Here is a 13,521-nt window from a genome sequence, read left to right as displayed (position 1 = left end):
CGGGCGTAGCATCCGGCGCCAACTCGCCAGGTAAAGCACGGGATTGCTGATCTTTTTCCCTGGCACCCATTCCCCCTCGGGTCTCATTGCTGTACTCTTTTACTTGTTGGCGGAGAGCAACCGCCAACACCGCCCGAACCGGAGGAACACACCATGGCTTCTGTCACCGCCCGCCGCGCCGCCGCCGTCCTGCGCGACCGTGCCCGCGCCACCCGCTCCGCCGCCCGCGAGCGCCGCGCCGTCGCCATCGCCGCCCACCGCATCCGCACCGGCCCCCGCTCCCTGACCACCCACGTCATCGCCACCGGCACCGACCGCGACAACGTCTCCGGCGCAGTCGCCGCCCTGCGCACCCAGGCGAAGAAGGCGGGCATCCGGGGCCGCGCCGCCCGCATCCGCCGCACCTTCGACGGCCACGCCCGCCGCGTGCGCACCGTCTACCGCTACACCGCCGCGCAGGTCGCCGAGATCGTCGCCAACTACAAGCCGCGCAAGCCGGAGTACAAGGCCATCCGCGCCGCCCTCGCCGCCGCCTGACAGTCCCCCAGCCGGGGGCGCACACTCCGCGCCCCCGGCCCCCGGCCCCGGCCCTCACACCCCTCGGAGACACCGACATGACCACTGCCACGCCTGCCACCACGCTCCAGCTCGCCGCGTTCCGCGCCCGCACCTTCGCCGAGATCGCCCGCCGCCGCGCCGCCGCCAACCCCGCCCGCGACGCGCTGCTGATGCTCGCCGACCTCCTGGACGTTGCCGCCCTGTCGTTCGAGACGGAGCCGCCGCAGATCATGGACGGCATCACCGTGACGAACACGATCCCGGCCGACGCGTGGCTCGCCCTCGCCGACGCCGAGACCGTCGCCGAGGAGAACCCCGGCACCGGTTTCCCCGCCCACTTCGGCCGGTACGTCACCGCCCCCGTGTTCGGCAGGACCCCCGACGTTCCCGGCCCGCTGAACCCCGTGAGCCCCGCCCTGGCAACCCAGGAGATCAACCTCGCCACCGCCCTCGGGCTGGTCCACGGCCACCTGGAGACCACCGGCGACCGGGAGGTGACGGCCGCGATGCTGGAAGCCGCGCTGATCCTGCACGGCAAGTTCGCCCGCCTTGCGGCATCCGTCGTCATCGACAACGCCCGCCAGTGCAACCAGCCGACTGCCGCCCCGCAGACGCCCGCCCCGGCCGCCGAGCTCGACGTCACCGGCCTGACTGCCTTCACCGTCGGCATCATCCGACTTGCCGAGTCCAAGGGACTCGCCCCCAGCTGGACGAAGCCGCACGGCAACACCCGCCGCCTGATCGTCAACGGCACCGGACCGCACGGCACGTTCGGCACCATCACGATCGGCAAGACCAGCGGTAAGGTCCTGCGCGCCGAGCTGATCCACGGCAACGGCGGAAGCGCCGTCAAGGCGCAGGGCACCAACGCCGTCCGCGCGCTCCTCACGTCCCTCAGCGTCACCTACTGCCAGAGGGACTGCACCGCCGCCACAGACGCCGCCTGCCGCCCGTAGCGGCCCTCTGCCGGGCGGGGTGACACAAGCCTGCCCCGCCCGGCCCACTCCCGGCGCAGAGCAACCGCCGGACCCATCCCGAACGAAAGGCACCCCCGTGACCACCCTCGCCTCCGGCACCGCCGCCGAGCTCGTCCAGCAGGCCCGCGAAGCACACCAGGCTTTCGCCATCGCGCCCCGCTCGTCCGCGGCCGCCGCCGACATGGCCGAGGTCCTGGCACGCATGGCCATGTACGCCTCCAAGTCCGAGGAGCAGGCGAACGACGAAGGATGGGACGCCGTGTACTGGACGCTGCTCGACGGCCTGAAGCAGACCGCCGCCGTCCGCAAGGCGTCCGACCCCACCGCCGCGCAGATGAACTACGCCGTCGGTGCGTCGGCCGTTGCCGTCGACACGTTCGAAAAGGCCACCCGCGACTGACCCCGCCCGGGGCCGCGCCCACCCGGCGCGGCCCCGGCGGGACGCAAGCCCCACCGCGCGACCACCCTTCCCGGCCGGAGAGCAACCGGCCGACCCCGAACCGGAGGAACACCGCATGAGCGTCAGCCTCACCAAGAGCTCCGCCCGCGCCGCCCTCGCCAGTGCGCACGTCCACCGTGACCGTGCCTCGCTCCGCGCCCTGCGCACCGAGCTGCAGGCCATCGCCCACGACAGCAACACCGAGTTCGGCACGGCCTGGAGCCTGTACGACGCGGCGCTCGCCCTCGCGCTGACCCGCGCCTACACCGGCAACCGCAGGGCGACCGCATCCATCGCAGTCGCACTGTCCCAGGCCGACGACGCCCTGACCGCCCACGAGCGCGACACCGCGCCGCGTCCCTGACCCGCCCGCGCCCCGCAGGCCGGCTAACCCCCGGCCCCGGGGCGCGACGCAAGCCTCACCCGCATGACCCCATGACCCGGCCGGAGAGCACTGCCCGGGACCACCCCGAACGAAGGAACCACCGCTGTGACCACTGCCGTTGCCCACGCCGAGACTGCCGCCCCGCTCGCCGCTCTCCTGCCCGCCCGCCGGGGCACCGAGTGGACCGTCGGCCCCGCCGAGTACGGCATCCGCTCCAACTGCGCCACATCCCGCATCACCAACGGCCGCCACGCTCTGGTCGTCGTCGAGGAGGCAAGCCGTATCGAGGTGTTCGCCGACCGCCCGGACGACTTCGCCGTCACCCCGGACGCCGTCGTCGACGTGACCAGTCCGGACCCCGTCGCCGCACTCGCGGCCCACGTCCTGCGCCGGGTCCTGCCGATGCTCGACAGCGAGGCCGCCACCCAGACCGCGCACGCCAAGGGGTGGGAGCAGGTCCTCAGCGACAAGGCCGGAGACCTGACCGAGATCGGTTTCCACCTGGTCGACCACGGCGCGCACCCCGAGCCCATCCAGCGGATCGACGGCCCCGGCATTGAGTGGACGACCGGCAACGGCGCCGAGTGGGGCCTGTACGCGTTCGGGACCGCCGGGAACCTCACCCTCACCTACCAGGGGCCCGCGAGCGGCCTGTACGGACTCCTGCCGTTCCTCCTGGCCCCGGCCGATGGCCACGCCCCCACGGACGCCAGTAGCGGCTTCGCGCGGCACCTGTCGGCCCGCTTCCCGCAGCTCCGGCCGGTCGACGCCGACGAGTTGGAGTTCGGCAACTACCGCGAGCCGCAGGGGTGGATCGCACTCCCAGCCAAGGACGAGCACACGGACCGCGCCGACGACACCACCCGCGTCGCCGCCCAGGTCGGACCCATCGGTGCGGACCTGCTGCTCACCGCCGTCCCGCACCTGATCTGACCCCTCGCCCCGCACGGCCGCGCCCCGCACCCTCGGGGCGCGGCCCCCGCACCTGGAAGGCCTTTTCCGATGATCCTCACCGAAACCGCTCTGCCGGCCACGGCGCACCGCCCGGCCCCGACCCTCGCCGCCCGCGTCGCCGCCCTCCTGCCCGCCCGCAACGGCCAGCCCTGGGCCGTGGAGCCGTACGCCGCGTGGTGGACGACGAAGCCCGCCGCCCGCCTCACGCAGTCCGGGCGCGCCCTGGTCCTCGTTGAGCACCCGTGGCGTACCGACGTCGCGTGGCAGTTCCCCGGCCGTGAGCCGTACGAGCCGGACCTCCGTATCCATCGCATGGCGCCGGAGCCGATCGCGCGGGAGATCCTGCGGTCGATGCTGCCCGACCTCGACGACGAGGCCGCCGCCCACGCCACCAGCGGGCCCCGCGCGTTGGGCCGCCTGGAGACGCTGAACGAGATCGGTTCGGCCATACGCGGCCGCGGACTCGTTACGCACAACCACATCGGCCTGATGCCGAACAGCTCGGTCGTGGCGTGGGGCACGCCCGCTGGAGTGCGGTACGCGGTCACGCTGCACGGCACGAACCCCAAGTGCGACGTGACGATCACGGGCCCGCTGGTCGCAGTGCAGCGGGCGCTCCCGGTGTTCCTGCCCGGGGCCGCCGACTCGACCCCGCGCTACCCGCTGCGGGGAATCAGTGGGCGCCTCGCCCGTCGCCTGGCCGCGCACCTGGTGCAGTTCACCGACGTCGAACAGCTCGACGACGGGGGCCTGGCTATCGGCATTGCCACCGGCCCATACGGCTACGCCGCCCCCGCTCTGGACCCGACGGCCCGCGTCTGCGACACCACCCCCGTGTCCGTCGACATGCACGGCGTCGGTGTCGACCTGCTGCTGTCGCTCACCGACCAACTCACCCGCTGACCCGCTGCCGCGCCCGGTCGTCCCGGGCGCGGCCCCTCTCTGATCGGAGACCCCTCTCATGCCCAGCAAGCACGTCCCCGGCCGTGACCCGCTTCCTGCCGCCCGGTACGACGCCATCCGGGCCGGCCTGGACGCCGCGCCCGACGGCGAGCACCAGGACGCCCGGGACCTCCTCGGTGAACTCGACCGCATCCGCAGCCTGTTCGACACCACGATGGCCGCGAACGGGGAGCTCATCGAGCTGATGAGCCAGATGCACAACGTGCACATCCATCCGATCGCGGGGACGTTCTGCCGCACCTGCAGCGCCAACGTTGAGGACAAGCCCGACGGCTGCGACCAGCACTCGCCCGTGCGGATCCTGCGCCGCCTGCTCGCCATGCACGAGAAGCTGAACAGCCGGTACGCCGAGCGGCTGGACGCCGCGGCGATCGGGGCCGACCGCGCGTCGGTGGAGGCATCCCGCGGACTGGAGGCGTACGCGATGCTCACCGTCGCCGCCGAGCTGCTGGGCCCCGCCCTCGCCGCGGTGGAGACCGCGCAGGCGGATGCGGCGCAGCACAAGGACGGCTGCCGCCCGTACGACTGCCGCTGCGGCTGCAACTGGCAGCAGAACTGCCAGGACTGCCACCGGTGCGTGTGCTGGCGTGCCGAGTGCTGCGCCGAAGTCGCCCTGCAGGGCGCCCTCGAGCGCGAGGCCGATGGGCCGCGGTGCGCGGTGTGCCGGACTCCGATCGCCGAGCACAGCGGAAGGATCTGCGACCGGTCCGCCGCGCGCCGCTGACGGGCTGATGGGTGCTGCGCCCGGTCTCTCCTCGGGAGGCCGGGCGTTCCGCTGTCCGGAGTATGTGACAGCGATGGGACTTGATCAGGGATTTTCGCTGTTCAGATTCCCTATCAGTCTCATTGCTGTACTCTTTTGGTGTTGGTGGAGAGCAACCACCGGCCAGCCCCGAACGAAGGACACCGCAGATGAGCACGCTGACCGCCGAAGCGCAGACCGCCGTTCACGTCGCCGAACTCGCCCGCGCCGCCGGTCTGCCCATCCCCGATGCGGTCCGCCCCGTACTGGAGGCTGCCGCCGCGCCGTGGCCCGCCCGCTGGCTCCTGTCCAAGCGCCCCCAGGACGCCGAACGCTGGGTTGAGTTGTTCGCCGGTCCCGGCGGCTGGTCGGAGGGCATGAGCGCCGTCCTCGGCGTCAAGGTCGACGCGATCGGCGTGGACAAGTCCGCCGACGCCTGCGCCACCGCCCGCGCGGCCGGACACGAGCGGATCTGCGCCGACATCACCACCCTCGACCCCGAACACCCCGCGCTGCGCTGGACAAGCGGCGTCATCATCAGCCCCCCATGCCCGACGTTCTCGACCGCAGGGAAGCACGCCGGACTCCTGCGGGACAACATCGACATCCTGTGCGAGGTCATCGGCTACTGCGGCGAGGCCGCCGGGTTCATCCGCGTGGACGAGGTCGACGACTGCGACGACGACTGCGAAATGTGCGCCACTTTCGGCTACCACGAGGGCTACGCCCCGCGCTCCGGCGCCTCCTGGGACGAGGTCCGCGCCATGCTCGCCCCCCTCACCGACCCCGGCATCGGTCTGATGGCTGAGGTCGCAATCTGGCCGCTCGGACTGCAGGCCGCAGGCGCGCCCATCAAATGGGTGGCCATGGAGCAGTCCAGCAAACTGCCGGAGCAGGTCCTCGAGGACCTGACCATCGAGTTCGAGTGCGCCGACTGGTTCAAGAGCGACTACCGGATCATGGAGGCCGCCAACTTCGGTGTGGCGTCCCGCCGGGAGCGCGTGTTCATGATCGCCACCCGCCACGACTGGGTGACCCTGCCCGACCCGAAGCCGCTCACCCCGTTCCCCACCACCTCGATGGCTGACGCCCTCGGCTGGGCCCCCGGCGAGCGGATGAACACCCGCGGCAACCGGCCCGTCGACCCCGCCACCGGGCGCACCAAGGGCGGCAACACGTTCTCCGCCGACAAGCCGTCATGGTGCCTCACCGGCAAGTCCCGCACCTGGTACCGAGAGAGCGACGGACTGCGCCTCACCCAGGCGGAGGCCGGTCTCCTCGTCTCCTTCCGCCGCTCCTACCCATGGCAGGGCTCCCGGTCCTCCGCCTTCCAGCAGGCTGGTGACGTCGTCTGCCCGGTCATGGCCGCGGTCGTCCTCTCCGGCCTTCTGGGCGCCGTCTGGGAGCCCCTGGTACGCGACTACCTGACCGGCCTGTACGAGCTCGACGACCTCCTGGAGGACTACGAGCTGACCGTATGACCCGGCGCTGCGCCCCGGCCCCCCTCGTGGGGCCGGGGCTTTGTCACGTCGCGGGAGCCCCCAGCGCCTCGATGACAGTCGTCAGACGCCGCTGGTTGCTGCGCATGTGCGGTGCGCGGCGCCACCAGTAGACGAAGAAGATGTTCTGAATCGGCTCGGCAAGCTCGAGCAGCAAATCAACCTTCGCGGCTTCCTCACGCTCCGAGAGCATCACAATGCGGGAGTGCACGACGTAGTTGGCAATCAGGCTGCGCAGGTTGTCGCTCGGCCAACTGACGCCGAACGTCTCCATGTGGTCGATCATCCACAGCGTGGCGTCGTCGAGCTGCTGCACCCATCGTTCCCGCTCGGCGGCGAGCCTGGCGCGCAGCACCTCGCTGCAGTCCGGATCGTCGGCGGCCGGCAACGGCATGTTCTTCAGCCGTGAACAGCTCGACAGGATCGTCAGCACGCTCGAGGAGAACGTGTCCCGAGCGGTGTGGACCTCTTGGATGCGCCGCTTCCTGGCCTCCAGCCGCGGGGTGACGAGGAGTCCGGTAGCGACGGTGGTGACCAGGGCGGTCAGGGCGGCAACGAGCAGGGTCCACACGGTGTTTGGCATGGTGGCCATGATCCGGCAGCCCCGCGCAGCGCGGGTACCGGCGGACCCTGGCGGACCCTGGCGGACCCTGGCGGGCTCCAGCGAATCCCTGCGGAATCGAACGCGAGTACGCTTACGCGAGTGAGCACCGCCTATCCCTTCCCTGATGAGCTGAGAGCCCTGCAGCTCCAGCTTGACCGTGTACGAGCCGAGTACGAGCAGCACTGCCGCTCCCTGCCCTGGAGCGTTGAGCCGATGATCGGCCGGGCCTACGAGCGGCCCCTCATGGGCGCGGCCGTCGAGACAGTCACCTTCCCGGACTCGCCGGGCTACACCCCGGAGCAGATCGACGCGGACCGCCTGTACCGGAGTCGGCTTCTGGAGCTGGCGACGGAGATCCTGATGCACGAATGGTGGGCCGAGGTCCCCCAGGGCGAGAAGGTGGCCGCGCGGATGGCGCTCAGGCACATCGGCGACGAGCAGCCCGCCACGGCTGGTGCGGCGGCTCCTGCGCAGTAGCTCCCCGCGCCTCCCGCTCGTGCCGCTCGTACGCTGGTCACGGGGGTGCTAGGAGGACCAGCAGATGCCTTCCCTGCTATCGACCGCGATCAGCTTCGGGCTGGTCACCATCCCGGTGTCGGTGGAGCCGGCCACGGAGTCGCACAGTGTCAAGTTCCGGCAAATCCATCTGAAGGACTTGGGCCGGGTGCGGAACCGGAAAACCTGCGAGGTGTGCGGGCAGCAACTCGGCCAGGACGAGATCGGCCGCGGCTGGGAGCTGGCCGACGGCTCCCTGATGGAGGTCACCGACGAGGAGCTGGACAGCCTGCCCCTCGAGGAGGTCCGCGCGATCGATGTCGTCGGCTTCAACCAGGCCGAGTCCGTCAACTCGATCTCGCTCAGCCGCTCGTACTACCTCGCGCCCAAGGGCGACATCGCCATCAAGCCCTACACGCTGATCGTCAAAGCGCTGCAGCGCACCGACAAGGTGGCCGTGGCCCGGTACTCGCTGCGCGACCGCACACGGCTCGGCCTGGTGCGGGTGAAGGAGAACGTCCTTGTTCTGCAGCAGCTCCTGGCGCCGGACGAGGTCCGCCCTCCCAGCGCGATCGCCGTGCCCGAGGTGGACGTGGACGACGACGAGGTGCAGGGCGCGCTCACCCTCGCCGAGGCCTTCGACACGGAAGACCTGAGCGGCTTCAAGGACGAGTACACCGAAGCCCTGAACGCGGTCATCAGCGCCAAGATCGAGGGCCGCGAGCCGCCGAGCTTCGAGGAAGAGAAGCCGCATGCGCCCGTCGTCGACCTCATGGCCGCGCTGAACGAGTCCGTCGCCGCGGCCCGCGCCTCGCGCGGAGAGACGGGCGAGGACGCCACCGTCCACGAGATGCCACCGAAGGAGCGGGCCCCAAAGAAGTCGACGACCGCGGCCGCCAAGAAGACCACGGCGAAGAAGGCGCCCGCCAAGAAGTCGAGCGGCCGCAAGCCACGTAGCGCCTGAGGGCTCCGGTCTCGTTGCCCAGGTGGCTCCCGTTCACCCTGCCGGAGAACTGCTGCCAATGCGGCAACTTCCGCGCCGTAGCTCATGTAGCCGAACGCCCCTGCGGCCCCTTCACTGGGGCCGCGTCCGGGGATCTCCCCCCGGGCCTGCCGTGCCGGGGCCACGGGACGGCGCTGATTGGCTTCCGTGCGCCACCCGCAAGCCTGGCTGCCGCCACCGGTACATGCGTTCGGACACCAACGTGTCCCCGCGCAGGTCGACCGACACCTGGTAGTACACGGAGCCGTCTGACCAGTCCTGCCGGGCCAGCACCGGCGCGTACCGCCACTTCCCGTGGGACCACACCTCGAGCGCTGGTCGGTCGCGGTACGGCCACGTCGTCACCGTCGGCTCCGGCCCGTCCTCGGGCCGCCACGGGCGGGCCTCCTCCGGCTCCGGGACGCTGCTCATGCATCGAGGGTAGGCGGCCGCTGCGACAGGCTCCCGGGTGGACACGACGCAAGGCATCGGGCTGAGGACCATCCCGCCCACCTGATCCCGATGAAAGGCCGCCCCGTGTCCCGCTCCCTCTACGGCCAGCGCCCGCCCCTGGCCCCCGTTGTTCTCACCGTGCTCACCTTCGTCGGCCTGTTCGCCGCCCTGGCTGCCTTGTTCGTCACCGTGGCCGCGGCCGACGACCACGGCGGCCGGTCTACGCCGCGTTGCCCGGCTGTCTCGTCCAAGGGCGGCGACTTCGTTCCGGCCGGGCCCCGGCCGTGTGTGCTGTACGGGACGGGTCACGGGTCTACGGCCGCTGACGGCTCCATGGTTGCCCCGCCGTCGGGCCAGGCCGCCACCGCCGCGACGGCCGCCCCGGCGGCGAAGGCACCCAGCTCCCCGAAGACGGCCGCACCGAAGGCGCCCGCTGCACCGAAGGCCCCGGCTGCGCCCGCCTTCAAGGCCCCCACCGTCCGCAGATGACGCCGCTGGGCCAGCACGCGCCACAAGCACCCCCGGCCGTGCACTCTCCGCCGGTCCCAACCACAGACCGGAAGGAAACAGATGCTCACCAAGCTCGGACTCTCCTACCGCGGCGTCGCGGTCCTGGTGGCCGCGCTCTGCGCCGCGCTCTCCCTCGGCGTCCTGATCGGCACTCTCGTCGACCGGGACGCCGACGGCACGCCCACCCCGCAGCCGTCGACAAGCGTCTCGCCGACCACCGCAGAACCGACGCCCTCCATGCCCACCCCCAGCTCCGAGCCGACCAGCGCGCCGACCACCGCGCCGACCCCGGTCCCGAGCGAGGGCTTCAATTGGCGGGGCCAGTAGCCAGTAGGCCTGATGACCGATGCTGCGCCCCGGTCAGGGTGACCCCCGGCCGGGGCGCGGTCGTGCAAGTGTTGGGCGGCTCTCGTCACGGTTTCGAAGCCTCGCAACGTCCGCTTCAGTTCCAGGTGGGACCGGCCCGAGCGGAGTGAATCATCGGCAGGCCGCTGTCCGGGACGATTCATTGACCGCGTTGTCCCAGTTCAGGAGAGACTTCTACGCCTGCCTCACCCGCCGAACGGATGCGTTGCTCGGGGGCTGCTACATGTGTCCGGGCACGACTACCAAGGAGACAGCTGGCCGCAGCAATAGCCGCTGCAGTTCCGGCTACGAGTAGCAGGACTCGGTGGTCCACGAGGGCAAGCAGGCCCGCTCCGGTAGCCAGGGCAATGGCATTGGGGACAAAGAGGAGGGTGTTTGCGGTGGCCGCCACTCTGCCCAGGAGTTCGCTTGGCGTCTCGCGTTGGACGGCCGTCATAGCCGCGATCAGCACGCAGGGCAGTCCCGCCCCGATCACCGCGCTGGCAAACAGAACTACGGGCACCGAGGGGATGACGCGCAGGACGACGCCCACCGCGAACAGCATGATTCCGGCTGCGGCGAAGACTCGTTCGGACATCCGCCGCAGCAGAGCACCGGCGAACAACCCGATGACTACGGAGCCGATGCCCTGCACGGCGTAGAGCACCCCCGCAAAGGCCGGCGGACGGTGAAGACCAGCATCGACCACGGCATAAACCGACGCCCCGTTCAACCCGGCCACGCCCATCGTTGCAGCCCCAGCCAGCACCAGGCGCCGCAGAACCGGGTGATGTCGCAGATACCGGATTCCCTCGGCGACCTGGGCGCCCCATCGTTGGGCTTCAGCCGGGCGGGGTGCGGGTTCCGACACGCGTATGACGGTGAAAGCCATGGCAGCAAGCAGGAAGGTGGCCGCGTCCAGCAGGGCCACTGCGGGGCCACCGAACTGGACGAACAGCAGCGCGCCCAGAAGCGGGGCGACCAGTTTCATGCCCTCGTTGGCCGTCATCCGCAGGCCGTTGAAGTCGCCGCGCAGTGTCTCCGGTACAGCGGTCGCTACCAGTGCGGCCTCAGCCGCATCCAGCAGCACCGAGCTGCTTCCGTACACGATCAGTACAGCGAACAAGATCCAGATCTCGTTGCTGGAACGAACGGCGAGAAGCGGCAGCAGCACCACGGCCATGCCGAGGTTGGTCCAGATCAGCAACGGCCGCCGGCGCGCGCGGTCGGCCAGTGTGCCGATCAGCGGGCCGAGCAGAGTGGGGGCCCATACGCAGAAGGTCGTAAGGGCAGCCAAACTGTCCGACCCGGTAAGCGACTTGGTCCACCCGGCAGGCGCTGGCCATAGCAGAGCTACCAAAGCCCGAGACCACCACACCGCTCAGGTAAAACACCACATTGCGGTCGCGTAAGACCCGTCCTCCGCCCCAGCCCATCCCCTTGCCCCTTCCACCGTCACGAAGACCCAGGCGTCCCCCCGCCCGGCGCACGGAAGGCATTGTGCCCACAGCACCAGGGCTGAGGCAGGCCTCGCAATGAAATCAGCCGCGCAGAGATCATCGACTCCAGTCCGACCGCAGCGTCTCCCAGCAGCCGAATACCGCAGGGAGGGCCAAGGGCCTCGCTGGGAAGGTGGATTGGCGATCATGAGCCCCCGGATCGCGATGAAGGCCCGCGTACGGCGGCCGCGTGGGCTGCGCCTCGGGCAGCTGTGGCTGTGGGCCTGCCGTCTCCCGGACGGCCCGCACCTGGGCTTCGGACGGATCGCGGTGACGGACACCCCGACCGGCCCGACCGCTGGCGGGGAGCGGACTGCGAGGGACGGACAGGGGTGGGTCTTGGTCCTCGGTGGGGTCGCGTTCGCGGTGCTTCGACACAGGTCAGTGACCCTGCGCGGTCCTTCCGCATGACAGGTCACACCGTCTGCTGTACTCTTTTCCCAGTGATTTGGCATGGGGATGCCCCAGCCTTCGCCTTGATGCTCCGATGCGTCGAAGCCGAGATGGAGACCCGCGATCATGCCCAAGGCCTTTGGCTACCCGCACCACACGCTCGAGATCCCTGACTACACCCGCATCCGCAAGGACGCGGAAGACGCCGTCAAGGACCAGCTGGGCCGCCTGGCCCGCCCGGACGACCGAGTCGAGCAGGCCGCCGAGATCATCCGGCAGGCAGACGTTGAGATCGCCGCGCACGTCGGCGACCGCAACGCCGCCGCGGCGAGCCTGTGGTTCTACGAGGGCGTTCGCGGACTGGCCAAGGTCATGGGTGTCTACCCGAACGCCTACCGGGAGATTCTGAGCAAGGCCCTGTACGGCGACTCGAAGCGCCCGGTGCCCGGCAAGCTGAGCGCCGAGGAGCGCGCGAAGGTGGCCGAGGACGCCGGGGTGCCCCGCATCCCGGACGCCGCGGAGAAGCTCCCGAAGCTGTCCCGCATCGTCGCCGAGGCGACCGCCCGCCGCAACGCGGCCCTACCGTTCATGCAGGACGCCGCCCTTGCCCTGTCCGAGGAGCCGTACGGCTGGGACGGGCACCGGATCGCCGAGCACGCCGGCGTCGCGGTGAAGCTGGTCTGGCAGCACTGGGAGACGGCCCGCAAGCGCCGCAGCCCCTGACCTGGAGCGATGTCCAACCGGCCGGCCCCGCACGCCCGGGGCCGGTTTTTCAGGCGCCGGTCACCGGGGCCTGAAAAACCGGCTTCCGGTGAAGCGGCCACCGGAAACCCGGCTTCCGGCGTTTCAGGCCCCTTTAGTAACACCATCAAGCACGATCATTAAGTAGTTCCGGTGCCTTCGCTTCGCTCAGGCACCAGCGGGCATTGGGCTGCAAGGGGGCCTCCTCGAGGAGCTCAGGGCTCCGGGCGCCCAGGTCTGGGGTGTCACAGATTTCGGCCGCGGACGTTCCCCCAAGCGTGACGACGAACATGCCTCCCGCTCTGGCCCGCCACTACTACGAGGTCCGCCGCGAGTTCCTCGCGCGCGCCGGGGTGGCTGTGACCCCCTGGTACCGGCTCACACCGGCGGAACGCGCGGTCACCGAGTCGGAGGTCACCATCTTCCGAGAGGCGATACGCCGCGCTGACGAGGAGCAGGCCGTTCTGAGGAGCATCACCGACGTGGTGCGGAAGGAAACCGCCCCTACCGAGGCCGCTGAGCAGCCTGTAGAGGCCGAGGAAGATCAATCCGACGGGGAATGCGACTGCCCGTCCTGCGAGACCGTACGCGCCTTCCTGGCGCTTCTGCCTCGAGCGCAGCAAAACCCAACCGCCCCGGCCGAGGCGCCGCGCCCCGCCAAGGTCACGGTCGCGGAGTCCCCGTTCAGTCTGGGTCCGCTCGAGGAGGAGATCACCGCCCTACAGATCCGCCTCAACTTCGACGTCTACCCGAAGATCCGGGACGACGAGCTCCTTCGCCGCGCCGCCGTGGCCATCGCGGAGGACCTCAAGCGCATACGGCGCGCGCCGATGAGCTTCGTCGGTACGGCGTAACAAAATCCGCCCGTCGGCGTACTACCTGGTGCAGCGCGCAGATGCAGCACCGGCAGCGTCGGGATGCCCTCGCGCAGATCCGTGCCTGGCGTCTTGCCCGACTCGTGCGTGTCGCTGGCGATGTCAAG

The 13,521-nt window shown here is 70.6% G+C and carries 17 protein-coding genes and 1 pseudogene; 15 read left to right on the top strand and 3 right to left on the bottom strand.

All coding sequences use genetic code 11. The features are described from left to right. The first annotated feature begins 153 nt into the window (after positions 1-153). From ACWDO5_RS32850 to ACWDO5_RS32815, 8 genes are all read left to right on the top strand, one after another. A complete protein-coding gene (locus tag ACWDO5_RS32850; protein ID WP_450534207.1) occupies positions 154-537 on the top strand; it encodes a hypothetical protein in 384 nt (127 codons plus the stop codon). A 77-nt stretch (positions 538-614) separates the two neighbouring features. Beyond that, positions 615-1,514, top strand: coding sequence for a hypothetical protein (locus ACWDO5_RS32845; protein WP_450534206.1), 900 nt, complete (start codon positions 615-617; stop codon positions 1,512-1,514). A 97-nt stretch (positions 1,515-1,611) separates the two neighbouring features. Then, positions 1,612-1,935, top strand: coding sequence for a hypothetical protein (locus ACWDO5_RS32840; protein WP_450534205.1), 324 nt, complete (start codon positions 1,612-1,614; stop codon positions 1,933-1,935). 115 nt (positions 1,936-2,050) lie between these two features. Next, positions 2,051-2,338 (top strand): hypothetical protein, encoded by a 288-nt coding sequence (locus ACWDO5_RS32835; RefSeq protein WP_450534204.1) that lies wholly within the window; start codon positions 2,051-2,053, stop codon positions 2,336-2,338. A 126-nt stretch (positions 2,339-2,464) separates the two neighbouring features. Next, positions 2,465-3,292, top strand: coding sequence for a hypothetical protein (locus tag ACWDO5_RS32830; RefSeq protein ID WP_450534203.1), 828 nt, complete (start codon positions 2,465-2,467; stop codon positions 3,290-3,292). 69 nt (positions 3,293-3,361) lie between these two features. Further along, on the top strand, positions 3,362-4,216 hold the full coding sequence (locus tag ACWDO5_RS32825; RefSeq protein ID WP_450534202.1) for a hypothetical protein: 855 nt from the start codon (positions 3,362-3,364) through the stop codon (positions 4,214-4,216). Positions 4,217-4,274: 58 nt separating this feature from the next. After that, positions 4,275-5,000 (top strand): hypothetical protein, encoded by a 726-nt coding sequence (locus tag ACWDO5_RS32820; RefSeq protein WP_450534201.1) that lies wholly within the window; start codon positions 4,275-4,277, stop codon positions 4,998-5,000. A gap of 188 nt (positions 5,001-5,188) precedes the next feature. Further along, positions 5,189-6,499 carry a DNA cytosine methyltransferase gene (locus tag ACWDO5_RS32815; protein WP_450534200.1) on the top strand — a complete coding sequence of 437 codons (1,311 nt, stop codon included), beginning with the start codon at positions 5,189-5,191 and terminating at the stop codon, positions 6,497-6,499. Between the two features lie 43 nt (positions 6,500-6,542). On the opposite strand, the gene ACWDO5_RS32810 is transcribed toward ACWDO5_RS32815, so the two are convergent. Then, positions 6,543-7,100, bottom strand: coding sequence for a hypothetical protein (locus tag ACWDO5_RS32810; protein ID WP_450534199.1), 558 nt, complete (start codon positions 7,098-7,100; stop codon positions 6,543-6,545). Positions 7,101-7,220: 120 nt separating this feature from the next. On the opposite strand from ACWDO5_RS32810, the gene ACWDO5_RS32805 reads away from it, so the two are divergent. Then, a complete protein-coding gene (locus tag ACWDO5_RS32805; protein WP_450534198.1) occupies positions 7,221-7,598 on the top strand; it encodes a hypothetical protein in 378 nt (125 codons plus the stop codon). A gap of 64 nt (positions 7,599-7,662) precedes the next feature. Next, a complete protein-coding gene (gene ku, locus ACWDO5_RS32800; RefSeq protein ID WP_450534197.1) occupies positions 7,663-8,580 on the top strand; it encodes a non-homologous end joining protein Ku in 918 nt (305 codons plus the stop codon). Positions 8,581-8,691: 111 nt separating this feature from the next. Here the strand turns inward: ku and ACWDO5_RS32795 are convergent, their stop codons facing one another. Further along, positions 8,692-9,030: a hypothetical protein gene (locus ACWDO5_RS32795; protein WP_450534196.1), complete on the bottom strand. Its 339-nt coding sequence runs from the start codon at positions 9,028-9,030 to the stop codon at positions 8,692-8,694. A gap of 105 nt (positions 9,031-9,135) precedes the next feature. On the opposite strand from ACWDO5_RS32795, the gene ACWDO5_RS32790 reads away from it, so the two are divergent. Next, positions 9,136-9,540 (top strand): hypothetical protein, encoded by a 405-nt coding sequence (locus ACWDO5_RS32790; RefSeq protein ID WP_450534195.1) that lies wholly within the window; start codon positions 9,136-9,138, stop codon positions 9,538-9,540. 81 nt (positions 9,541-9,621) lie between these two features. After that, complete coding sequence (locus ACWDO5_RS32785) at positions 9,622-9,888, top strand: hypothetical protein (RefSeq protein ID WP_450534194.1); 267 nt, start codon at positions 9,622-9,624, stop codon at positions 9,886-9,888. Positions 9,889-10,066: 178 nt separating this feature from the next. Here ACWDO5_RS32785 and ACWDO5_RS32780 read toward each other — a convergent pair. After that, positions 10,067-11,342: pseudogene (locus ACWDO5_RS32780) on the bottom strand (MFS transporter). A gap of 210 nt (positions 11,343-11,552) precedes the next feature. Here ACWDO5_RS32780 and ACWDO5_RS32775 point away from each other — a divergent pair. The 3 genes from ACWDO5_RS32775 (at position 11,553) to ACWDO5_RS32765 (ending at position 13,393) form a co-directional block, all read left to right on the top strand. Continuing rightward, entirely contained in the window at positions 11,553-11,816 is a 264-nt protein-coding gene (locus ACWDO5_RS32775; RefSeq protein WP_450534193.1) for a hypothetical protein, read from the top strand. Between the two features lie 108 nt (positions 11,817-11,924). Continuing rightward, entirely contained in the window at positions 11,925-12,521 is a 597-nt protein-coding gene (locus tag ACWDO5_RS32770) for a hypothetical protein (RefSeq protein ID WP_450534192.1), read from the top strand. A gap of 296 nt (positions 12,522-12,817) precedes the next feature. Further along, positions 12,818-13,393, top strand: a complete 576-nt coding sequence (locus tag ACWDO5_RS32765; RefSeq protein ID WP_450534191.1) for a hypothetical protein — start codon at positions 12,818-12,820, stop codon at positions 13,391-13,393. The last annotated feature ends 128 nt before the right edge of the window (positions 13,394-13,521 follow it).

The sequence above is a fragment of the Streptomyces sp. NPDC000880 genome, from assembly GCF_053599675.1.
The sequence above is the reverse complement of the archived record's forward strand: the minus strand, read 5'-3'. Positions and strand labels throughout refer to the sequence as shown.

Bases quoted from the DNA above. Each gene is read 5' to 3' on its own strand.
- ACWDO5_RS32795 (WP_450534196.1), bottom strand. From the start codon at position 9,030: ATGAGCAGCGTCCCGGAGCCGGAGGAGGCCCGCCCGTGGCGGCCCGAG.
- ACWDO5_RS32820 (WP_450534201.1), top strand. From the start codon at position 4,275: ATGCCCAGCAAGCACGTCCCCGGCCGTGACCCGCTTCCTGCCGCCCGG.
- ACWDO5_RS32815 (WP_450534200.1), top strand. From the start codon at position 5,189: ATGAGCACGCTGACCGCCGAAGCGCAGACCGCCGTTCACGTCGCCGAA.
- ACWDO5_RS32785 (WP_450534194.1), top strand. From the start codon at position 9,622: ATGCTCACCAAGCTCGGACTCTCCTACCGCGGCGTCGCGGTCCTGGTG.
- ACWDO5_RS32775 (WP_450534193.1), top strand. From the start codon at position 11,553: ATGAGCCCCCGGATCGCGATGAAGGCCCGCGTACGGCGGCCGCGTGGG.
- ACWDO5_RS32845 (WP_450534206.1), top strand. From the start codon at position 615: ATGACCACTGCCACGCCTGCCACCACGCTCCAGCTCGCCGCGTTCCGC.
- ACWDO5_RS32850 (WP_450534207.1), top strand. From the start codon at position 154: ATGGCTTCTGTCACCGCCCGCCGCGCCGCCGCCGTCCTGCGCGACCGT.
- ACWDO5_RS32825 (WP_450534202.1), top strand. From the start codon at position 3,362: ATGATCCTCACCGAAACCGCTCTGCCGGCCACGGCGCACCGCCCGGCC.
- ACWDO5_RS32810 (WP_450534199.1), bottom strand. From the start codon at position 7,100: ATGCCAAACACCGTGTGGACCCTGCTCGTTGCCGCCCTGACCGCCCTG.
- ku (WP_450534197.1), top strand. From the start codon at position 7,663: ATGCCTTCCCTGCTATCGACCGCGATCAGCTTCGGGCTGGTCACCATC.
- ACWDO5_RS32835 (WP_450534204.1), top strand. From the start codon at position 2,051: ATGAGCGTCAGCCTCACCAAGAGCTCCGCCCGCGCCGCCCTCGCCAGT.
- ACWDO5_RS32770 (WP_450534192.1), top strand. From the start codon at position 11,925: ATGCCCAAGGCCTTTGGCTACCCGCACCACACGCTCGAGATCCCTGAC.